Genomic DNA, 22,000 nt, shown 5'->3' with positions numbered 1-22,000 from the left:
TGAAAGGAAAAAGAGTGATTGCAGGCATTCTGCTTGCGGGAATTTTAGCAGTCACCCTGGCAGGGTGTAAAAACACAGATAACACGAAAGAAGAAACCGAAAAGCCTGTTATTACCCTCGGCAGTGACAACTATCCACCATACAATTATCTGAATGAGGATGGTGTACCGACGGGAATCGATGTAGAACTGGCTACAGAAGCTTTCAAAAGAATGGGATATCAGGTGGACGTTGTCCAGATCAATTGGGAGAAGAAAAAAGAACTGGTGGAGAGTGGAGAGATTGACTGTATCATGGGCTGCTTTTCCATGGAAGGGCGTCTTGATGATTACCGCTGGGCGGGACCATATATAGCAAGCCGTCAGGTGGTTGCTGTAAATGAGAATAGTAATATCTATAAACTGAGTGACCTGGAGGGAAAGAACCTGGCTGTTCAGTCAACAACCAAACCGGAAGGTATCTTTCTGAATCGGACGGATGAAAGAATCCCAAAACTGGGCAATCTGATCAGCCTGGGACACAGGGAGCTGATCTATACATTTCTGGGAAAAGGATATGTAGATGCAGTTGCAGCACACGAGGAATCTATTGTTCAGTATATGAAGGATTATGATGCAAGCTTCCGTATTCTGGAAGAGCCTCTGATGATCACCGGAATAGGTGTCGCTTTTGCAAAAGATGATGACAGAGGAATCTGTGAGCAGATGAGCCAGACACTGGAAGAAATGCGTCAGGATGGCACATCCCTGAAAATCATTGAAAAATATCTGGATGATCCCCAGAAGTATCTGGAGGTGGATGATCGTGGATATTAAGAGAAAGAAAAAAGAAAAACGAATCCAGCTGTTCGGCGGTCTGATTGGAGTCTGTGTGGCTGTAGCCTCTCTGTTTTATTTCTTCCACGCAGAAAAAGCGGAAGCAGAGAAAAGAATGGTGGAGATTGTAAACTATGTGAAAGTGCAGTGCTCCACCTACACCCATTTTAATGAATCTTCGGAATCAAAAAGCCTCCTCCGTGCCATTGAAAGTGCCAGACAGATGAGTACAAATATTAAAATGGAAATAGAAAACGGCGGTCAGCTAAGCCGGGATTTCCTAAAGGAAAACCTGCAGACTCTCTGGGTGGATGGTATCATTGTACTGGATGCAGAAGGAAAGACGGACTGTGAATACAGCACGGATGAGTCTCTGGCTAATGAGATTACGGAGTATCTGCAAAAAGAAATTATCATGGATTTTGCCGGATATGAAGAAAGAAGCTATTCGGAACGGTTTACCAGGGAAGATGGATCCTTTATTGACATTGCAGCCTGCGCCAGAAAAGATGCACCGGGTATCGTAGCAATCTACTATTACACATCTCCTGAATTTGCCAGAAACTATACGCTGACGATACAGGGGCTTTTAAAGGGCTATAGTACTCAGAAAGATGGAACGATTATTGTTGCAGACGAGGGAATCGTTGTTGCCAGTAATGATGAGAGTCTGTTAGGACATAATACAGCCGACAACGAAGTTGTTCAGGCAATGAAAAAGCATACAGACAGTCAGCACATCTATCATTTGAAGAATGAAGGAACCGGATGCTACGGAATCATGCTGAAGCAGCGTGATTATTACATCTATGCGTATCTTCCGGATATGGAAGTATTCCGTAACCTTCCATTAAGTGTTATAGGTGTTATTTTTCTTTATTTTCTGATGTCCGGCATATTCTGGTTCTGGACATACAGAACCAATCTGGCGCACCGGAAACAAGAATTTGAAAAAGATGAAAAATATAAAGCAGAACTTCTGATAGCAGCAAAAAAGGCAGAAGCCGCCAATGAGGCAAAAACAGAATTCCTTCATCGTATGAGCCACGATATCAGGACTCCGATTAATGGAATCTACGGTTTGATCAATATGGCAGACCATTATGCAGATGATATGGAGAAGCAGAAGGAATACAGAACAAAGGTTAAAGCGGCATCCAATCTGTTGCTGGAACTGGTAAATGATGTTCTGGACATGAGTAAGCTGGAGTCGGGTGAAGTTGTTCTGGAAGAGAGTCCATTTAATCTGAGCAAAATCTCTGAGGAAGTGCTTGTTGTAATTGAACAGATTGCTGCAGAACAGAATATCCGGATTGTATGGGAGAAAAAAGAAATCATACACCGTGATCTTATTGGAAGTCCGGGGTATGTAAAACGTGTGATGATGAACATCCTGTCAAATGCAGTGAAATATAACAGAGAAAATGGACATATTTATCTTAGCTGCATGGAAATCCCATCCGAACAGCCAGGAATGACGACAATGGAATTTATCTGCCGGGATACAGGAATCGGAATGACTGAGGAGTTCCAGAAACATATTTTTGAACCATTTGCACAGGAATATACGGGAAGCCGCACAAAGTTTGTCGGAACCGGACTGGGGATGGCCATTGCAAGGAAGCTGGTCGAGAAAATGGGTGGAACCATTACTTTTGAAAGTGAAAAAGGCGTAGGGACGACATTTGTGATCCGGCTCCCATTTAAAATAGATCCGGATGCGGATAAACGTGAAGAACAGAAGGATGTATCCGAAAAATCTATAAAGGGATTTCATATTCTTCTGGCGGAAGATAATGAGCTGAATATGGGAATCGCTGAATTTATGCTTCAGAATGAGGGTGCGGACGTGATTAAAGCGTGGAATGGGCAGGAAGCGGTTGAGCTGTTCAGAAAAAGTGAACTTGGTGAATTTGATGTCATTCTTATGGACATTATGATGCCTGTAATGAATGGTTATGAAGCCACAAAGATGATTAGGTCTCTGGACAGAGAGGATGCAAAGGAGGTACCGATCATTGCAATGACAGCAAATGCGTTCACGGAGGACAGAATAAGAGCAAAAGCAGCAGGGATGGATGAACATGTTGCTAAGCCAGTTGATGTGGAATTACTGATAAAAGTAATTCATAAATTGGTGAATGATTGATAGAGCAGTGTCAAATAAGCGGTGAAATATAGACAGGAGGACTAAAATATGACAATGCAAGAGTGTTATGAAGCTATTGGAGGAAACTATGAAGAGAGGATGTTCAATGTATTCGTGTTTTATTACATCAAACATCTGTACAAAATAAAGAAATATCTGCCACGATAAAAGCGACGGTGGATAATAACAGTCAGATGTATAGAATGAAATTGCATACATTGTGGTCGCCTTTAAAGAAGGATGGATACATTGGAATCATTGGATATTTTGACACTGTAAAATAGAAAAATGCAAAATTAGAGTAATTACAATGCCACGTAAAGGGATAAAAATGAATAAATCAGTATTGCAAAGAGGTATCATTTTTATATTGTGCAGCTGCATCCTTTTTTCAATCTGTCCGGTTTATGCTTTTGCAGCAGAAAATCAGAAAGAGAGAGTTGTCAGGATTGGTGTACCGGATGATATATATGATAAGATAAATGGAAATGGAAAAAGAAGCGGATACGGCTATGAATATCTGCAGAAAATCGCAGGTTATACCGGATGGAACTATGAATATGTAGATTGTACATGGGAAAATTGTTTCGACAAATTAAAAAATGATGAGCTGGATATGATAGAAGGAATCTCTTATACGGAGGAACGGGCAGAGACTATGCTTTTTTCCGCTATTCCAATGGGAGACGAAAGATATTATGTCTATGTAAAACCCGATCATACAGACATCTCATCCTCTGACACTGCATCTTTCAATGGGAAAACGATTGGGGTGCTTATGGGTTACCTGTCGGAAATGGTATTGAACGAGTGGGAAAAGAAATATGATCTGCATACACAGCATGTCAATGTTTCAAATAATGAAGATGCTTTGAAGAAAATTGCAGACGGAGAAATTGACGCTTTTGTATCGTTAGAGGATTCCCGTCTGGATGGGTACGGAATGGTGGCCTTAACGAATCTCGGAAGTTCAAAAATATATTTTGCGATTGGCCAGAGTCATTCTGATTTAAAGACAGAGCTGGATAATGCTATGAGAAGGATCACAGATGATGATCCTTATTATGCAGATGAACTGCATAAGCAGTTTCTATCAGTGGACAGGGTATATTTTCTGACGGGAGAAGAACAGAAATGGCTGTCAGAGCATGGAGCAATCAAAATCGGTTATTTGATAAACGATGGCGGGGTCAGTACTCTTGATACAGAAACCGGAAAAGTGAGCGGCCTGATCATGGATTACACCCAGCTTGCACAAAACTGCCTGGAAGGACAGACTTTGAAATTTGACCTGAAGGGCTATGATTCACAAGAGGATATGCAAAAAGCGTTGCATGATGGAGAAATTGATATGATTTTTCATGTGATGCAAAATACGAATGCTGCCGAAGACCTGGGCTATGATTTAACAGATACTGTCTGGAAGTACAATATGGCGGCTGCAACGGTTAAAAAGAGTTTTGATGAAAATGCTGAAAATACGGTTGCGATACCAAGAGAAGACAGTGATTTGAAGTCTTATGTTTCCTACAATTATCCACAGTGGCATGTGAAGGAATATGCTACATGGAAGGATGCAAAGAAGGCTGTTTATAATGGAAAAGCAGACTGCATGATTATGGACTCAGGCAAGTTGGAACAATATTCTGATGATAATAAACTGCATAGTGTTTTTCTGGAAAAGTACGATATGGTGTCATTTGCAGTCAGACGTGGAAACAGCATGCTGCTGTCTGTCCTGAATAAGACTATAAAAACAATGTCTGTTTCAAAATTCTCCAATGCTGTGTATATGTATGACAGTAATCTGAAGAAAGTTACGGCAAAGGAGTTTATAAGGGACAATTTCTGGGGCTTTACGGTGCTTGTTGTATCTGTTTTTTTGATCGTGCTGATACTGATACTTGGATTACTCCAAAAAGCCAGAATTGCAGAGAAAAAGGCAAAAGAGGCACAGAAGCAGGCAGAAAATGCGAACAGTGCAAAGACAGATTTTTTGAGACATATGAGCCACGATATCCGGACACCTTTAAATGGAATTATTGGGATGATCAATATATCAGAGCGTTATTATGGCAATAAAGAAAAATTGGATGAATGTAAAGCAAAGGTAATGCAATCCATGGACTATCTGCAGTCCCTTCTGAATAATGTTCTGGATATCGGAAAAGTAGAATCTGGAACAATACAGCTGGAACACAAGCCATTTGATCTGGTTGCAATGCTCGTAAAACAGATTTCGATTGTTGAGACAAATGCAAAGGAGTATGGTATCAGCTTTGAAGGCGGAGCTTCCATGAGTACTTTTCATCACAGATATGTTATTGGCAGTGAGGAATATCTAAACCGCCTTCTTATGAATCTTGCTGGAAATGCCGTTAAATATAACCGAAGCGGTGGTAAAGTAATCCTGTATTTCAATGAGATTTCAAGCGATGACAAGACGGCGGTTTTTGAATTTGTATGTTCTGATACGGGACTTGGTATGAGCGAAGAATTTCAGAAACATGCATTTGAATCCTATGCCAGGGAAGGAAAAGAAACAACGAATGGATATAGTGGTGCCGGACTTGGACTTTCTATTGTAAAAGATATTGTGGACAGGATGAACGGAACAATCAAACTGGAAAGTAAAGAAAATGTAGGTACAACGTTTACCGTCACGATACCACTTGAGATTGATCATAATGCTGAGAAGGAACAGCAAAAAAAAGTGGAAAAGCCTGATCTGTCCGGTAAGAGTGTATTATTAGTTGAGGATAATGAGCTAAATCTGGAAATTGCAAAAATGTTGCTGGAAGATGAAAAGATGGTTGTGACTACGGCAGAAAATGGCGAGAAGGCTGTGGATATTGTTTCCCAGTCAGTTCCGGGCAGATTTGATTTTATTTTTATGGATATCATGATGCCGGTAATGGATGGATTAGAAGCAGCCAGACAGATAAGGACATTGAACCGTAAAGATACAAAAGAGATACCAATCATTGCGATGACAGCGAATGCATTTCAGGATGATATCAGGGACTGCATAGATGCCGGAATGAATGCACATATTGCAAAACCCATTGATAGTAAAAAAATAGAGGACACTTTGCTATTGGTTTTAAAACAGAAAATGCAGTAAGACAATTCTTTGTGTTGTGTTTCTGGCAGCCCCGGTCAGGGCGGCAGATTCAGATGAAGATATTGATGCGGCAGTGCAATTTTATGAAACCAGGAGGTTGACAAGGAGATTTAATATGATTTCGAGAGCAAAGAAATATGTGGCAGTGTTACTGGCTTTTGTATGCGTGTGTATGATATTTTCTCCCCAGACTGCATATGCAGCCGAGGACAGTTCGCAGCATGAAACTGTCAAAGTCGGTTTCTTTGCCATGGATGGTTATCATGTGATGGATGAAGAAGGCAACCGCAGCGGGTATGGCTATGATTTTCTTCGGCTGATGGCCCGTTATTGGGATGTAGATTACGAATATGTCGGATATGATAAGAGCTGGGATGATATGCAGCAGATGCTTGAAGATGGCGAGATTGATATGGTAACATCTCCCCGCAAAACACCGGAAAGAGAGGAAAAGTTTGATTTTTCACGTCCGATCGGAACCAATAATGGGATTCTGACCGTCCGCAGTGACAACAGCACGATTGTGGATGGCAATTACAGTACTTATAACGGTATGCGTGTGGCATTTTTGAACGGAAGCTCACGAGATAAAGAGTTTGCGGAGTTTGCAGGCAATAAAGGATTTACATATGATCCATTTTATTTTGATACGACAGCAGAGATGGAGGAAGCTCTTCAGAGCGGAAATGTTGATGCTATTGCTGCCACTTCTCTGAGAAAAACAAACAATGAGCGTATCGTGGATAAATTTGACAGCAGCGATTTCTATGTCATGGTTAAAAAAGGTAATACAGAATTGCTGGATGAGATCAATTATGCAATCGACCAGATGAATGCAGTTGAGAGTGACTGGAAAACGACACTTTATAATAAAAATTATGAAAGCATCGAAACTAAGAATCTGGAATATACGGAGAAAGAAAAAAGTATTATTTCACAGTATTCCAAGGACAACCCGCTTCATGTTCTGTGTGATCCGACCCGTTATCCATATTCTTATAATGAAAATGGTGAGATGAAGGGGATTATCCCGGATTACTTCCGGAAAATTGCAGACTATGCCGGGATTTCCTATGAGTTTCTTACACCTGCCACCAGAGATGAGTATATTGCCTATCAGAAAAATAAGGAAACCACAGATATAAGCATCGATGCACGCCTGGAAACAGATAATTATGCTGAGACGAAAAAATGGGGGATTACTGCACCTTTCATTACGATGCAGATGGCAAGGGTGACACGGCGTGACTTTGATGGAAACATTAATGTTGTTACTACTGTTGACCAGACAGTATCAAAGTCAATTGAAGATGCAATGGCACCCGGTGCAGAAAAGCTGATGTGCAGTACCCGACAGGAAATGATGGAAGCTGTCCGTAAGGGTAAAGCAGATGCTGCCTTCGTCTACTATTACATGGCACAGGCGTTTGTGAACAGTGACACTACGGGCACCATGACATATACTCTGCTGGAACAGCCTACATTCACCTACCGTATGGTAATTTCATCAAATGAGAACCATGCGCTGGCTGGTATTCTGACAAAAGGAATGTATGCCATGCCCAAAAATCTTGTTGAAGATCTTGCAGCAAAGTATACCGCGTACAAAGCAACAGAGCTGACATTTGTTGACTGGATCCGTCTGCATCCTGGTGCTACTGTTTTGGCTCTTCTTATTTTTGGATGGCTGCTGACTGCTATGGCTGTGATCATGGTGCATCTCAATGCAAGAAAAAAAGCTCAGGAGACGGCCCAGGAGAAAGCTGAGGAAATGGCGGAACTGGCAGAGCATGCACAGGCTGCAAACAAGGCAAAAACAGCATTTCTGTCACACATGTCCCATGATATGAGGACACCGATGAATGCAATCATAGGATTTACCAGTATTGCAATGAAAAACAATCCGTCAGACAAAGTGAAAAATTGTCTGGAAAAGATTGAGGAAAGCTCAGAGCATTTACTGTCGCTGATCAATGATATATTAGATCTGACCCGCATCGAAAGTGGAAAAGTGAAATACAATCCGGTACCGGCGGATGTGAAAAACATTACAGATTCTGCATTGGATATTATAAAAGGCTTTCTTACGAACAGGGATATCAACTTTAAGATTCAGCGTGAAGAAGCAAAGATTCCAAATGTACTTGCGGATCCTGCACGCCTGCGTGATGTGCTGGTCAATATTCTGAGCAATGCCGTGAAATACACTCCGGATGGAGGGACGATTACATTTGAAGCCCGGTGTCAGGAAAAGGGTGAGGATGGATATGTAAATATGCGTTACCGAATTTCGGATACTGGTATTGGCATGAGTAAGGAATTTACAAAAGAAGTTTTTGAAGAATTTGCACAGGAAGATTCCGATGTGAGAACGCAGTACCATGGAGTTGGACTGGGGATGGCTATCGTAAAGAAGTATGTAGATATGATGGGTGGAACCATTTCCGTGCAGAGTAAAAAGCATGAGGGAACCACATTTACTGTGGATATTTCTTTGGAAATTACAGATAAGGAATGTAATAAGTCAGACACAGGTTTTTCGGAAAAGGTAAATCTTACAGGTGTGAATGTCCTTCTTGCGGAGGATAATGAACTGAATGCAGAGGTTGCTGCCGTGCAGTTGGAAGAGTTTGGGATGAATGTAGAAAGAGCTGTGGATGGAAAGAATGCTGTTGAGATTTTCAGAAATCATCCGAAAGGCACATTTGATGTAATCCTGATGGATGTCATGATGCCTGAAATGAATGGTTATGAAGCGACAAAAGCAATCAGGGCAATGAATGACAGACTGATGGAAAAAACATCCCTATCATAGCGATGACAGCTAATTCATTTGCAGAAGATATTCAGGCATCACTGGATGCAGGCATGAACGCACATTTGTCAAAGCCGATTGTGATTGATGAAGTTATAAAAACGATTTTAAGGTATGTACATAATTGATTAGCAGAGGTTCATGAATTAGTGGAATAAAATTGACAGGAGGACTAAAATATGACAATGCGAGAGTGCTATGAAGCTATTGGAGAAAACTATGAAGCTGTCTTGGGATGCCTTCACAGCGAAGCACTGATTCGGAGATTTGCATTAAAGTTCCTTGAAGATCAGAGTTATATACAGTTAAAATAGGCATTGAAAAATCATCGGAAGCATGCATCCACCTGGGCAACAATATCTGCATCGATCCAGCCCCTGGCTGCATTTTCTTGAAGGATGGCAATGGCTTTTTTGTGGTGCATGCCAGCCTTGTAGGGGCGTGTTTCGGTCAGTGCATTGTCATGCAGGAGGGCACAGACGGTTAAGTCCTGCAGTGATTCTTTGGGGATTTCCATGGCTTCTGCCATGCAGACACATATCGTTTGTGCAGGAAAAATACAATTGCCGTTAGCTTTCCGTAACGGAAGGTTTTGTTGCTGGGTATGCGTTGTGCAAACAGCAACACGCGATTTTTGCCGAACTATGTCGAACGGAATTTCTTGCCGGATAAGTGGCTCTGTGCTATGCTTTCTTTATACATTTCTATGATTTTTTTCAAAAGTTATCTTGTTTATTATCATGCTTATCAGGATCATAATCCCGTTTTTACTGCATATCAAGGAGGCGCCAGTGGCGCGTTTATCAATTTTTTGTTTTAGGATTCTACTCCGGAGGAGGCGCGCTGCCGGATGGAATTAATACATGAAAATCTGTGACGCCAAGGGTATGGAAACACTGCAAAAACTTGTAGAGGAAAAGAAAATGTGCGTTTGCGGAAAATTAAAAAGGGGGAATCTGTATGAGAAAACACAACACGATGCGAATGGCCTATGCATTGGGTGTAGCGGTTATGCTTAGCTTCAGCCTGTTTAGCGGAACACTGGCCAGGTATGCGAGTTCTGGTAGCGGAACAGATATGGCCCGGGCTGCAAAATGGGTTATCAATGCCGGAACAGGAGGAAACCTGAAGGCGATTTCAACGAACGGTACCGATAGTATGTCTTTCGATCTGTTCAATAAAGTACTGGATACTAAGGGGGTAATAGAGGACAAGCGTGTTAAAGCTGGTGGTGATGAGACAATAGTGGCACCTGGCACCTGGGGATATGTTGATCTGAAAATCCAGAACCTGTCGGAGGTGGCAGCAGATTATGCGATCAATCTGGATGCAGAAGGAGAATCTTCTTTGCCCCTGGATTATGCGATCTTAAAAATTGATGGTTTTAAAAATGAGATGGCTTGTCCGGATGCCAGCACTGTAACATGGAAGGCAGATCCGTCAGAGGTGAAGGTAGCATCTACATCAGATACATTGAATCATACTGATGGCAATGTACTTTACCGCGTATACTGGAAATGGGATTATATGCGGGCCAATAAGGATCAGGAAGATACGGATATTGGCCGTAACGGGACAACAACGCAGACTATTAAGGCAACTGTAAAAGCGACACAGGCAGACTAGTGTATTAACAGATTTTCTCTAGATACCAGAAGCAATATTGTGTATAATAGACTTAACTGTTTGTGTTAACAAAGCATACAGGGGCTGAATGATACATAGAAAACCGTTGTTGTTCATGGAGCGGGAAATCCTGGATTGAAGCTCCCGTTGCCGGAGCCCTCTGGCATGTGAACAATACCGGAAAAAAGCTTTACGGGAAAGAAGGAGGATCTGTCTGTGCTAAAGGAATGGATCCCGGTCAAGATGCCGGAAGAGAAGGAACTGAAGACGAGACTTGAGGCAGCCAGAGAGAAACTTGCGGTACAGCAGCTTCAGATGAAGGAGAAGAAAGTTCCGGTTCTGGTGCTGGTAGAAGGCTGGGGAACCTCGGGTAAGGGCTCTAGCATCGGACGGGTCATCCAGAATATCGACCCGCGTTTCTTCAAGGTTTTCGATATGGAGAAAAAAAGCGAGGAGGATGCCCGTAAGCCATTTTTATACCGCCATTTTGCAAAGATTCCGGAAGCGGGAAAGTTCGTGTTTTTGGATTCAGGCTGGATGAGTGAACTGACCTCTGCTTATCTTCAGGGCGAGCTTTCGGAGAAAGAATATGAAAAACGGCTGGAGAGTGTGCGCCGTTTTGAGCGCCAGCTGACGGATAACGGCTATCTGGTGGTGAAGCTGTTTTTGAATATTTCCAAAAAGGAGCAGGGGAAGCGCATCAGCCATCTGACTGAAGAGAAGGATACGCAGTGGCGCGTCAGCAGCTACGATCTGTGGCAGCATGAGCACTATGAAGATTGCGGGGAAGTGTTCGCGGATTATTTAAAGCGGACAAGCATGCCATCGACTCCATGGTACATTATTGATGCGAAATCGAGAAAGTGGACGGAACTGCAGATCATGGAAATCCTGACCCAGGGAATCGATGTTGCCCTCAGCAACAGCCAGATGGCAGTGCCGCTGTTACAGAATGTGTTCCCGCTGGAGCGCATGCCTTTGCTTTCCGAGATCCCGCTCGATAAGACCATTACTGACGAAGAATACAAAAAAGAGTTAAAGCAGTTAAAGGAACGCCTTGGGGAGCTGCACAACCGCCTGTACCGCAAGAAGGTCCCGGTGATCATTGCTTACGAGGGCTGGGATGCCGCAGGAAAGGGTGGAAATATCAAGCGCATCACCAGTGCGCTGGACCCGCGTGGATACGAGGTGCATCCGATCGCAAGCCCGGAGCCGCACGAGAAAGCCAGACATTACCTGTGGCGTTTCTGGACCAGACTGCCCAAGACAGGTCACATTGCCATTTTCGATCGTACCTGGTATGGCCGTGTTATGGTAGAGCGGCTGGAGGGCTTCTGCAGTGAGAATGACTGGAAGCGGGCTTACCATGAGATCAATGAGTTTGAGAAGGAGCTTCATGACTGGGGCGCTGTCATCATCAAATTCTGGGTACAGATCGATAAGGACACCCAGCTTGCGCGGTTTACCGAGCGCCAGAACACCCCGGAAAAACAGTGGAAGATCACCGATGAAGACTGGAGAAACCGGGAAAAATGGGATCAGTACGAGCAGGCAGTAAACGAGATGATCGCGAAGACCAGCACGACCTACGCACCGTGGCATATTCTGGAATCTGTCGATAAAAAATATGCCCGCATTAAGGCAATGAAGATTGTAATCGAGGAGCTGGAGAAAGTGCTGGAAGTTCATGAGTAAACTGAACGAAAATTTTATTTATGAAATTCTGTCAGTAGTGGAGGAAATTCCAGAAGGGTGTGTTGCTTCCTATGGACAAATTGCAAAACTTATCGGTCGGGATAAAAATTCCCGGCTGGTGGGGAAAGTGTTGAGTCGGGCTGAATGGTATGGGGAGTATCCCTGCCATCGGGTTGTTAACCGTGCGGGGCGTACCGCTCCTGGCTGGTGGGAGCAGAGGCTTCTTCTGGAAGACGAGGGTGTACAATTCAAGAAAAATGGCTGTGTGGATATGAAAAATTACCAGTGGAAATGTGGAACAGAGTGAAGCCTGACTGAATGTACGGAAGCAGTTTACTCGGAGTGCAAGTGAAATATCAGAAAAAATCCATGAAAAGAGGAAGCATAATTGTATGAATATACTTGTGATTGATGCGCAGGGCGGCGGCATTGGAAAACAGATTGTGAGTGCTTTGAAAAAACGTTATCCGGAGCAGTATATCACCGCGGTGGGAACCAACAGTCTGGCTACTTCTTCCATGTTAAAAGCAGGGGCGGATGCGGCAGCCACCGGCGAAAATCCGGTCATTGTGTGCAGCCGTAGAGCCGATGTGATCATCGGACCGGTCGGAATTGTGATTGCGGACGCACTTCTTGGCGAGATCACGGCAGCCATGGCAGCGGCTGTCGGACAAAGTCCGGCAAAGCGCATCCTGGTCCCGGTAAACCACTGCGATAACTATATCGTGGGCGTGACGGACTTAAGCATGGCAAAGCTGATCGAGGGTGTGGTTGCGGAAGTCGGGAAGCTGATGGAAAGTGGAAACTGTGTTCGTAAATAAATATTTTGGGATATATAATGCCATAGAATATAAGCTGAAGTTAACTTCACATTCAACTTCTAGTTGCCATATCGGCAAAGTTATGCTATAATTCTTCTCAATTGGACAGCACGAAGCTGTTTTACAGAGGCAGAAGCTTCTGAATGGTGTTTGATTTTACGACGTATTTTTTGAAGAATGTATGCACAGGAAGGCATACGGCTTTTCCAGGAGAAGCCGCTTGCCTTCCTTTATTATTTTTTGAGAAAGAGAGGACTGGATACGATGGACTTACAGGAGTTTTTCAAAGAAAACCCGAAGGTGGCACTTGCTTTTTCCGGCGGTGTGGATTCTTCTTACTTACTTTATGCAGCTATGAAATATGGGGCAGATGTGAAAGCGTACTATGTAAAGGCTCTGTTCCAGCCGCAGTTTGAGATGGATGACGCAATGCGTTTGGCAGAGCAGTTAAAGGCTCCGGTCCGTGTGCTGCGTGCCGATGTGATGTCTGACCCGCTGGTAGTTTCCAATCCATCTAACCGTTGCTATTATTGCAAGAAGGTCATCTTTAACATGATCATGAAGGCAGCTGCAGAGGATGGTTATACGGTATTGCTGGACGGAACCAATGCTTCTGACGATGCGGGAGACCGCCCGGGCATGAAAGCATTGCAGGAGCTGCAGGTAAAGTCTCCGCTTAGAGAGTGCGGTCTGGTAAAATCTGAGATCCGCCAGCTTTCCAAAGAGGGTGGTCTTTTCACCTGGGACAAACCGTCTTATGCATGTCTGGCAACCCGTATCCCGACCGGCTGCGAGATTACGGCGGAGAAGCTTCAGAAGACCGAGGCAGCAGAGAATTTCATGTTCTCCCTTGGCTTCAGCGATTTCCGTGTGCGCATGATGCCAAACGGTGCGGCAAGATTGCAGGTTCCTGCCGCCCAGCTTCCGCTTGTAATGGAAAAGCGCGAAGAGATTCTGGCAGAGCTTAAGAAAAGCTATCCGGCAGTGCTTCTGGACCTGGAGGTTCGCGGATGAATAGTGAGATCAGAAAAACATTAGAGGCCGTGAAAAACGGTGAACTTTCGGTTGATGATGCGCTCCTTGCCATCAAAAAGGAGCCATTTGAGGATATCGGTTATGCCAAAGTAGACCTGCACCGTGGAATTCGCCAGGGTGCCGCAGAGGTGATCTACGGAGCCGGAAAGACACCGGAGCAGATGATCGGAATTATCGGAGCAATGCTGGAGCATGAGGTGCAGACCATCCTGATCACCCGGCTTTCACCGGAAAAGGCAGAAGAAATCCAAAAAACTTATCCTCAGCTGGATTACCGGAAGGATGCAAAGATTGGTACGATCGGACAGTTCCCGGCAGCAGACGGCATGGGAAAAATCGTGGTGGCAACAGCAGGAACCTCGGACATTCCGGTAGCTGAGGAGGCTGCACTGACTGCGGAAGCACATGGAAATGAGGTTGTGCGTCTGTACGATGTAGGCGTGGCCGGACTTCACCGCCTGTTAGCGCATATGGATGATATCATGAGTGCATCGGTGATCATTGCCATTGCTGGAATGGAGGGAGCACTCGCCAGTGTGATCGGAGGCCTGGCAGATTGTCCGGTCATTGCCGTGCCGACCAGCATCGGATATGGTGCGTCCTTTGGCGGCGTTTCTGCACTGTTATCGATGCTGAATTCCTGTGCCAGCGGGGTATCGGTGGTAAATATCGATAATGGTTTTGGCGCCGGATACCTGGCAAGCATGATCAATCATATGGCTGAGGCGAAAAAATAAAGAGTAGTTAAAGAACGGAGAAGAAATAGATGAAAACATTATATTTACAGTGTAACATGGGTGCTGCGGGCGATATGCTGACTGCTGCACTGTTAGAGCTGGTGCCAGATCCAGATGCTGTGGTAGCGGAATTAAACGGTCTGGGAATCCCGGGTGTGGAGTTTGTGAAGGAGCCGATGAGCAAGTGCGGTATTGGCGGAACCCATATGAGCGTGAAGGTGCATGGAGAGGAAGAGTCGGAGGAGATGTTCCACCACCACGATCATGAGCATATGCACGAAGGCCATGCACATGATCACGACCATACTCATGAGCATACACATGATCACGCACACCATCATCACCACAGCAGTCTCCATGACATCGGGCACATTGTGTGCGACCATCTGAATCTTCCAGAGCAGGTGAAACAGGATGTTATGGCAGTCTATGGTCTGATCGCTGAGGCGGAGAGTCATGCGCACGGAGTTCCGGTAACGGAGATCCACTTCCACGAGGTGGGTACCATGGATGCCATTGCAGACATCACGGCGGCTTGTCTGCTGATGAACCGCATCGCCCCGGATCAGGTCATCGTTTCCCCGGTTCATGTGGGAAGCGGACAGGTACGCTGTGCCCATGGCATTTTACCAGTTCCGGCTCCGGCTACCGCGTACATTTTAAATGGAGTGCCGATTTACGGCGGAGCAGTAAAGGGTGAGCTTTGCACACCGACCGGTGCTGCGCTCTTAAAGCATTTTGCAACCCGCTTTGGCGATATGCCGGTGATGCGCACCGAGGCAATCGGCTACGGCATGGGTAAGAAAGATTTTGAGGTGGCAAACTGCGTCCGCGCGATTCTTGGTGAGACAGAGGATGCCGGCGATACGGTTGCACAGCTGGAATGCAACGTGGATGACATGACTGCGGAAGAACTTAGTTTTGCCATGGAAACCATTCTGGCAGCTGGTGCGCTGGAGGTTTACACGGTGCCGGTTGGCATGAAAAAATCCAGACCGGGTACGCTGTTGAGTGTACTGTGCCATGAGGACCAGAAGCAAAAACTGGTGCAGGTGATCTTTAAAAATACGACAACGATCGGCGTGCGGGAGCACAGCTGCAGCCGCTACACGTTACAGCGCAGCTTTGAGACCGTACATACACCATACGGAGATGTCCAGAAGAAAATTTCTTCCGGTTATGGGGTAAAGCGGGAGAAATATGAGTATGAGGATCTGGCACGGATCGCCAGAGAGCAGGGGATGTCTCTTGCTGAAGTGAAGAAGCAGGTTTTATAAAACAGGGATGCAGCTGTGGGAAGCAGCCGCGGGAATGAAACGGCAGAAAGCAGCCCGAAAGAAGGAAGGCAGCAGAAGCAGCCGCAAAAACAAAATGGCAGCAAAGCTGTCAGGAGATCGGGAGAACAGGAATCGTGCAGGAACAGATGAATCAGGATGAAATTTTGGATACGCTGACGTCTTATTGGACGGACCGTGCGCAAAGCTACAGTGCGCAGAATATTGCGGAGATGAATGACTGGCGGAGGCAGGCATGGAGGGAGCTGATTCTTTCCCATGGACCACAAAAAGAATGCCTGCGCGTGCTGGATATTGGAACAGGCCCAGGCTTTTTTGCCATTAATCTGGCGCTTGCCGGGCATGAGGTGACTGCGGTCGATGTGACCGGAGAGATGCTTGCGCATGCGAAACAAAATGCTGAAAGCTATGGTGCAAAGGCAAAGTTTGTCCTTCACCGGGGAGAATTTCTTCCGTTTGAAGATAACAGCTTTGACTTGATCGTCAGCCGCAATGTGGTCTGGAACCTGGAGTACCCGGAGCAGGCGCTTTCGGAATGGGCGCGTGTTCTTGCACCGGGCGGCCGTATGGTTTATTTTGATGCCAACTGGTATCTGTATCTTTACGACGATGAACTCCGTGCGCAGAAAAAGGCAGCAGAGCAGGCTTTCCGCGCGAAGTATCCGGTGCACAATTATGCCGGAAATCTTCCGAAATCGCGGATTCTGGAGCTGGAGCAGACGGCATATTCCCTTCCTCTTTCCAAAGAAAAAAGACCGGAATGGGACAGGGCTGTGTTAGAAAGGCTGGGAATGCAGATTATAAAGGTGATTGACGATATTGGACCGGGGGTGCAGGATCCGCTGGACTGGGAGCGAGACCATCCGATCCATACGTTTATGATCTGTGCGGAAAAACCAGAAACCTAGACGGAATTTTGCTGCGTGCACACAGGCATGCATGGCAGCAGGAAGAGGTCCGATTGTACTGGGACGATGAAAGATAGGAGAAATTGCCGGGAAAGGGGGAATGGCTATGTCAGTTTTACACAGTGTACGGGAAAAACATCCTGCATGCGGATATGCGCTGAGACGGATCATTGCGCTCATTCCGGTACTGCTCGGTGTGACATTTCTGACATACGGTCTGATGTATCTTTCTCCGAAGGATCCGGTCGAGATGATGCTCCAGGGGCAGGGCACGGCACCGGCTCCGGAGGTCGTAGAAGCAATGCGGCATCAGCTTGGCTTAGACCGTCCATTTCTGGTTCAGTATGTGGACTGGCTCTCTTGCTTTGTCCGCGGCGATATGGGAGTATCGTATCTGGATGGTGCTCCGGTGGCTGGGAAATTGTTGTCCGCGCTGCCGAATACCTTGAAACTGACGGCGGCATCGGTGCTTGTGACGGTTCTTTTTTCGCTTCCGCTTGGTGTCCTGACTGCTGTGAAACAGGGAAAACCGGTAGATATCAGCATTCGTTTTCTGAGTTTTATCGGCAACAGCCTGCCCAACTACATTGTGTCACTGCTGCTTTTGTATGTTCTGGCGCTGAAGCTGGATTGGTTCCCGATCCTTTCTACAGGTTCCTGGGACAGTCTGGTGCTTCCGACGCTGGCGCTGGCGATTCCTATGACCGGAAAATATATCCGGCAGGTGCGGGCAGCCGTGCTGGAGCAATTGAGAAAATCTTATGTGGATGGCGCGTATTCCCGGGGCCTGGCTCCGGGAATTGTACTGTTTTCTTATGTGCTGCGCAATGCCATGACAACAATTTTGACGTTATTGTCCATGTCGGTGGGTTCTCTTTTAGGAGGAACGGCCGCCATTGAAGTGATCTTTTCCCTGCCGGGAATGGGATATATGGTAACCAGTGCGGTTACTTCCCGCGATTACCCGGTCATCCAGGCGTTTGTTGTCTGGATGAGTGTGATCTATCTGCTCATCAATCTGTTGACAGATTTCTTCTATTTTTATATGGATCCGCGGATTAACGCCGGAATGGAGGAGGGGGCATGAAGCATTCAAAAACCTGGGCAAAAAGAAAAATGATGGTTTACCTGCTCTTGTTTCTTGCACTTTGTTTATTTAGTCTGGTTTCGGCGCGTCTGGCTCCGCACGATGCGGAACTGGTAGATTTGCTTGCGGCAAAACATCCGCCGGATGCGGAATATCCGATGGGGACAGATGGACTGGGACGATGCATTTTATCCCGGATTCTGGCAGGAGCGTACAGCTCCATCTTTGCTTCGCTTTTGATCGTAGTATTATCTATGTTTATTGGTTGTACTATAGGGATGGTCAGCGGGTATGCAGGCGGCATCGCAGATGAAATCCTGATGCGGGTTGTCGATATTTTCCTTGCATTTCCGGGCATTGTGTTATCGATCGCAGTAGCAGGGATGTTAGGGCCAGGGCTGAAAAACGGGATTTTTGCATTAGCGGCAACGGGCTGGACGCAGTATGCACGCCTGACACGCAGCTATGTGCTTTCCATCCGGCAGGAAAATTATGTCAAGGCGGAAATCTTAAATGGCCAGAGCAGTGGGTCTATTTTGCTGCGGCATGTATTTCCCAATGCCATCCGGCCAGTCGTTGTGACCGGAACGCTGCATTTGAGCAGTGCTATGCTGAGTATTTCCGGACTGAGCTTTCTCGGACTCGGCTCCTCCACCGCGGAGTGGGGCAGCATGCTTTCGGAAGGACGCAGTCTGATGCAGCAGTGTCCGTGGATTGTTTTGTATCCGGCGCTTGCGATTTTTCTGGTCACGATTCTGTTTAACCTGCTGGGAGACAGCGTGCGGGATGTGCTGGACCCGGGCCGGTAGAGACAAGTTGTACGATTGTTGCTGTGAAAGGCCGCAACAGATGTTGGGAAGGTTGCAGACAGATATATGGAGACAAGGGCAGATATGAAAACAGATGGACACCGGCAATTTGGAAGTGAAACAGGAAATCGGAGAGTTTGGGATTTCAGATAGAATGAAAAGGAGAGTAGAAATGAAAAAAACAACAATTGCATGTCTGATCATGCTGGCGGTTCTGACGCTGACAGCATGTGGCAGTAAAACGGCTGGGGGCGTTGGAAGTGAAGCTGGATCGAATGCAGCAACCATGAACGGGAAGACCCCGGGCGCTGCAGCAGGCGCTCCGGAAGGTTCTGCTGGAAAAAAAGATGCGAATGCGTCCAGCAATTTGGAGGCTGGCACAGACACACGCAGCAATTTTGTCTTCGGTGATTATGTCGGCAATGTTGACCCGGCTTCGGGAGCGTATGCCTGGGTCGGCATGCGTACCGGTGTCATGGAATCATTATTCCGGTTCGATGAAAATTTAAATGTGGAAAAAAATCTGGTAAAGGAGTATTCCGTTTCAGACGATGGACTGGCCTGGACTATTGAACTGCGCGACGGGGTACTTTTCCAGAGTGGAAATCCCGTGGATGCGGAAGCGGTAAAGGCCTCTCTGTTACGGACCTGCTCCATGCAGAGCCGTGCGGCGCAGGAATTGAATATCGCATCCATCGACGCAGAGGGCAATACATTAAAAATCACAACCAACACGCCGAATCCGGTTTTGCCGAACTGTCTGTGCGACCCATATTCCGGCATTGTGGATGTGAAAAGCCTGGATGATGCGGGCAACGCAACAATAGGAACCGGACCATTTAAGCTGGTGGAATATGTTGAAAACCAGCGCATGGAACTGGATGCTTTTGATGATTACTGGGGTGGAAGACCGGCAAGCAAGCATGTGACGATCCGCGCCATCAATGATCTGGATGCTTCCAGTATGGCACTGCAGAAAGGGGAACTGGATGCCTGCTACGGTTTGTCTTACGATGCACGCGACCTGTTTGACGGTACAAAGGGCTTCAAGATTTCCCAGGCTGCAACCTCCCGTGTATACAAGATTTATTTTAATCTGGAACATGAATTTACGGGCGACCCTGTATTCCGGAAAGCCGTCTGCATGGCAGTGGACCGTGAAAATTACGCGAAGGTGCTGGTAAACGGAGCGGGAACTCCGACGAAAACCACGTTTCCGGCGGTCACGGCATTCAGCGATGAAGCATCTCTGGCCAACGTCCCGGATTTCGATATGGAGGGCGCAAAAAAACTGTTGGAGGAACATGGTTACAGGGACTCGGATGGAGATGGAATTCTGGACAAAGACGGAGAAAAAGTTTCTCTCCAGATCATTACCTATGGACGAACCGGTCTGCCGCAGAGCAGTCAGGCGCTGCAGTCTGCTTTAAGCCAGCTTGGCATTGAGGCAAGTGTAGAGCAGTTAGACAGCACCGAAGACCGCGGCCATGCAGGAACCTTTGATTTAAGTGTATACGCAGAGGTAACGCTTCCGACTGGTGATCCGTATTCTTATCTGATGAACAGCTACGGAACGGACGGTACCAACAATTTTGGTAGATATTCCAATGCAGAGGTCGATGCCCTGCTTGGAGAACTTGCCGTGGAATTTGATACTGGCAGGCGTGCGGAGCTTGCAAAGCAGATCGACAAGACCGTGCTGGCTGATAACTCCTATTGCAATATGTTTCATTTAAATATGTATATGGCGATGAAGGATACGGTTGAGGGACTGGAGCAGTCACCGGTGGATTATTATCATATTACGGCGCAGACCTGCGTGAAGTAGCGAAAGGAATGGTTTGTGTCAGGCAGGTCCGTGTATCCGTGGATTATGATGAAACAGAGTAAGGTTGCCTTGCTGGAAAAGGAAAAGCAGATGCCAGTGGAGAGGAGGGGATTTGGTGGAGCAGAAAATGCAGCTGAAGTGTGCAAGACCGTTGGAGCAGGATGTGCAGCCGGAATGTGTAATGCAGCCGGAGCAGGAAGCGCAGCCAGAATGTGTAATGCAGCCGGAGCAGGAAAGCTGGCCTGAACAAAATGCATTGCTGGAATTAAAAAATCTGTCAGTGCGCTATGCAGATGGTTCCGATTCTGTTCTGCAGGGAATCAGCCTTTCGCTGCATGCTGCGGAAATTGTCTGCGTGATCGGGGAAAGCGGATCGGGGAAGAGCACGCTGTTTCAGTCAATCCTTCAACTTCAGGACCGGGTGATGGTCACGGAGGGAAGGGTGCTGTTTCGGGGAGAGAGTTTGTGTGAGTCAGCTGCCCGGAAACTTCGGAGAACAAACGCTTCTGGATCTGCAGATCATTTTTCAGCAGGGAAAGAAGCCTGCCGGACTGCGGACAGACGACTTTGGAACCGGAGAAAAAGGCGGTTTGGAACCGGCGGGCTTTGCAGCATCCGGGGTACCGGAATCGGCGTCGTGTTTCAGGAGCCGGGCGTATCGCTCGATCCTACCCGCAAAATCTGGCGGCAGTTTTACGATGCCATGCATGCACATGACAAAAGCGTGCGAAAAGCGGATGCGAGAAAGCAGGCAAAATTGCTTCTGGAACAAATGGAATTTTCAGATCCCGACCGGATTCTCGACAGCTGCCCGGTGCAGCTGTCTGGTGGTATGAATCAGCGGGTAGCGATCGCATTAGCGATGGTTCTAAAGCCAGATGTTCTTCTGGCTGACGAGCCGACCAGTGCACTGGATGTTACCGTACAGGCACAGGTGATTAAAGAACTGCTGGAGCTGCGCCGGCAATATAAAACGGCCATTCTTCTGATCACGCATAATATGGGAGTCGCTGCGAAGATGGCAGACCGGATCGTGGTGATGAAAGATGGGCAGATCGTGGAGTGCGGTACCAGGGAAGAGGTTTTGAAACATCCGAAGCATCCGTACACCCGGGAACTGCTGGCAGCAGTTCCAAAACTTATGAAGACGGCAGGCGCATGTGGATAGTTTCTTTGGGCGCGCAGCAATTGGGATGCTGCCGGGCGTGTGTGCGTGGCCAGCAACACTTGCCAGCCAGGATTTACAGGTAAGGAAG

General features: G+C 46.5%; 18 protein-coding genes. 17 read left to right on the top strand and 1 reads right to left on the bottom strand.

Features of this window, described 5'->3' with window-relative positions; translation table 11 throughout:
* The 5 genes from DXA97_RS10695 to DXA97_RS21575 all read left to right on the top strand — a co-directional run.
* Positions 1 to 815, top strand: an 815-nt coding sequence (locus DXA97_RS10695; RefSeq protein ID WP_243107629.1) for an ABC transporter substrate-binding protein, incomplete at its 5' end; no start/stop codon positions are given.
* The gene (locus tag DXA97_RS10690) at positions 799 to 2,964 is read left to right on the top strand and encodes an ATP-binding protein (RefSeq protein ID WP_118719996.1); all 2,166 of its coding nucleotides are present in this window, start codon (positions 799 to 801) and stop codon (positions 2,962 to 2,964) included. The genes DXA97_RS10695 and DXA97_RS10690, both read left to right, overlap by 17 nt.
* Before the next feature lie 331 nt (positions 2,965 to 3,295).
* Entirely contained in the window at positions 3,296 to 6,088 is a 2,793-nt protein-coding gene (locus DXA97_RS10680) for a transporter substrate-binding domain-containing protein (protein WP_182436864.1), read from the top strand.
* 115 nt (positions 6,089 to 6,203) lie between these two features.
* Positions 6,204 to 8,903 carry a transporter substrate-binding domain-containing protein gene (locus DXA97_RS10675; protein WP_243107628.1) on the top strand — a complete coding sequence of 900 codons (2,700 nt, stop codon included), beginning with the start codon at positions 6,204 to 6,206 and terminating at the stop codon, positions 8,901 to 8,903.
* A gap of 179 nt (positions 8,904 to 9,082) precedes the next feature.
* Complete coding sequence (locus DXA97_RS21575; protein WP_279221162.1) at positions 9,083 to 9,217, top strand: hypothetical protein; 135 nt, start codon at positions 9,083 to 9,085, stop codon at positions 9,215 to 9,217.
* A gap of 11 nt (positions 9,218 to 9,228) precedes the next feature.
* Here DXA97_RS21575 and DXA97_RS10665 read toward each other — a convergent pair whose 3' ends face one another.
* A complete protein-coding gene (locus DXA97_RS10665) occupies positions 9,229 to 9,432 on the bottom strand; it encodes a hypothetical protein (protein ID WP_118719992.1) in 204 nt (67 codons plus the stop codon).
* A 431-nt stretch (positions 9,433 to 9,863) separates the two neighbouring features.
* On the opposite strand from DXA97_RS10665, the gene DXA97_RS10660 reads away from it, so the two are divergent.
* The 12 genes from DXA97_RS10660 to DXA97_RS10605 all read left to right on the top strand — a co-directional run bounded on the left by DXA97_RS10660 (position 9,864) and on the right by DXA97_RS10605 (position 21,912).
* Positions 9,864 to 10,529, top strand: coding sequence for a hypothetical protein (locus DXA97_RS10660; RefSeq protein ID WP_118719990.1), 666 nt, complete (start codon positions 9,864 to 9,866; stop codon positions 10,527 to 10,529).
* 216 nt (positions 10,530 to 10,745) lie between these two features.
* A complete protein-coding gene (gene pap, locus DXA97_RS10655; RefSeq protein ID WP_118719988.1) occupies positions 10,746 to 12,224 on the top strand; it encodes a polyphosphate:AMP phosphotransferase in 1,479 nt (492 codons plus the stop codon).
* Positions 12,217 to 12,531 (top strand): MGMT family protein, encoded by a 315-nt coding sequence (locus DXA97_RS10650; RefSeq protein WP_118719986.1) that lies wholly within the window; start codon positions 12,217 to 12,219, stop codon positions 12,529 to 12,531. Before pap ends, DXA97_RS10650 begins: the two co-directional genes overlap by 8 nt.
* Positions 12,532 to 12,616: 85 nt before the next feature.
* Positions 12,617 to 13,045 carry a DUF3842 family protein gene (locus DXA97_RS10645; RefSeq protein WP_118719984.1) on the top strand — a complete coding sequence of 143 codons (429 nt, stop codon included), beginning with the start codon at positions 12,617 to 12,619 and terminating at the stop codon, positions 13,043 to 13,045.
* 264 nt (positions 13,046 to 13,309) lie between these two features.
* On the top strand, positions 13,310 to 14,059 hold the full coding sequence (gene larE / locus DXA97_RS10640; RefSeq protein ID WP_118720010.1) for an ATP-dependent sacrificial sulfur transferase LarE: 750 nt from the start codon (positions 13,310 to 13,312) through the stop codon (positions 14,057 to 14,059).
* Positions 14,056 to 14,817: a nickel pincer cofactor biosynthesis protein LarB gene (larB, locus tag DXA97_RS10635; protein ID WP_118719982.1), complete on the top strand. Its 762-nt coding sequence runs from the start codon at positions 14,056 to 14,058 to the stop codon at positions 14,815 to 14,817. The genes larE and larB overlap by 4 nt, the downstream gene beginning before the upstream one ends.
* Positions 14,818 to 14,846: 29 nt before the next feature.
* A complete protein-coding gene (gene larC, locus DXA97_RS10630; RefSeq protein WP_118719980.1) occupies positions 14,847 to 16,094 on the top strand; it encodes a nickel pincer cofactor biosynthesis protein LarC in 1,248 nt (415 codons plus the stop codon).
* Between the two features lie 134 nt (positions 16,095 to 16,228).
* Positions 16,229 to 17,020, top strand: a complete 792-nt coding sequence (locus DXA97_RS10625; protein ID WP_147353351.1) for a class I SAM-dependent methyltransferase — start codon at positions 16,229 to 16,231, stop codon at positions 17,018 to 17,020.
* A gap of 106 nt (positions 17,021 to 17,126) precedes the next feature.
* The gene (locus tag DXA97_RS10620) at positions 17,127 to 18,107 is read left to right on the top strand and encodes an ABC transporter permease (protein WP_118719976.1); all 981 of its coding nucleotides are present in this window, start codon (positions 17,127 to 17,129) and stop codon (positions 18,105 to 18,107) included.
* A complete protein-coding gene (locus DXA97_RS10615) occupies positions 18,104 to 18,916 on the top strand; it encodes an ABC transporter permease (protein ID WP_207666280.1) in 813 nt (270 codons plus the stop codon). Before DXA97_RS10620 ends, DXA97_RS10615 begins: the two co-directional genes overlap by 4 nt.
* A gap of 172 nt (positions 18,917 to 19,088) precedes the next feature.
* Positions 19,089 to 20,744, top strand: coding sequence for an ABC transporter substrate-binding protein (locus DXA97_RS10610; RefSeq protein ID WP_182436863.1), 1,656 nt, complete (start codon positions 19,089 to 19,091; stop codon positions 20,742 to 20,744).
* 115 nt (positions 20,745 to 20,859) lie between these two features.
* Entirely contained in the window at positions 20,860 to 21,912 is a 1,053-nt protein-coding gene (locus DXA97_RS10605) for an ABC transporter ATP-binding protein (RefSeq protein ID WP_118719972.1), read from the top strand.
* Positions 21,913 to 22,000: the final 88 nt, after the last annotated feature.

It is taken from the genome of Clostridium sp. OF09-36 (assembly GCF_003481985.1).
Classification (GTDB): Bacteria; Bacillota; Clostridia; order Lachnospirales; family Lachnospiraceae; genus Brotaphodocola.
Note: the sequence above shows the minus strand (reverse complement) of the source record. Positions and strands in the feature narration are given on the sequence as shown.

Excerpts from the sequence above, each read along its gene's own strand:
- DXA97_RS10690 (WP_118719996.1), top strand. The coding sequence starts at position 799 with ATGATCGTGGATATTAAGAGAAAGAAAAAAGAAAAACGAATCCAGCTG.
- DXA97_RS10680 (WP_182436864.1), top strand. The coding sequence starts at position 3,296 with ATGAATAAATCAGTATTGCAAAGAGGTATCATTTTTATATTGTGCAGC.
- DXA97_RS10675 (WP_243107628.1), top strand. The coding sequence starts at position 6,204 with ATGATTTCGAGAGCAAAGAAATATGTGGCAGTGTTACTGGCTTTTGTA.
- DXA97_RS21575 (WP_279221162.1), top strand. The coding sequence starts at position 9,083 with ATGACAATGCGAGAGTGCTATGAAGCTATTGGAGAAAACTATGAAGCT.
- DXA97_RS10665 (WP_118719992.1), bottom strand. The coding sequence starts at position 9,432 with ATGGCAGAAGCCATGGAAATCCCCAAAGAATCACTGCAGGACTTAACC.
- DXA97_RS10660 (WP_118719990.1), top strand. The coding sequence starts at position 9,864 with ATGAGAAAACACAACACGATGCGAATGGCCTATGCATTGGGTGTAGCG.
- DXA97_RS10650 (WP_118719986.1), top strand. The coding sequence starts at position 12,217 with ATGAGTAAACTGAACGAAAATTTTATTTATGAAATTCTGTCAGTAGTG.
- DXA97_RS10645 (WP_118719984.1), top strand. The coding sequence starts at position 12,617 with ATGAATATACTTGTGATTGATGCGCAGGGCGGCGGCATTGGAAAACAG.
- larE (WP_118720010.1), top strand. The coding sequence starts at position 13,310 with ATGGACTTACAGGAGTTTTTCAAAGAAAACCCGAAGGTGGCACTTGCT.
- larB (WP_118719982.1), top strand. The coding sequence starts at position 14,056 with ATGAATAGTGAGATCAGAAAAACATTAGAGGCCGTGAAAAACGGTGAA.
- larC (WP_118719980.1), top strand. The coding sequence starts at position 14,847 with ATGAAAACATTATATTTACAGTGTAACATGGGTGCTGCGGGCGATATG.
- DXA97_RS10620 (WP_118719976.1), top strand. The coding sequence starts at position 17,127 with ATGTCAGTTTTACACAGTGTACGGGAAAAACATCCTGCATGCGGATAT.
- DXA97_RS10615 (WP_207666280.1), top strand. The coding sequence starts at position 18,104 with ATGAAGCATTCAAAAACCTGGGCAAAAAGAAAAATGATGGTTTACCTG.
- DXA97_RS10610 (WP_182436863.1), top strand. The coding sequence starts at position 19,089 with ATGAAAAAAACAACAATTGCATGTCTGATCATGCTGGCGGTTCTGACG.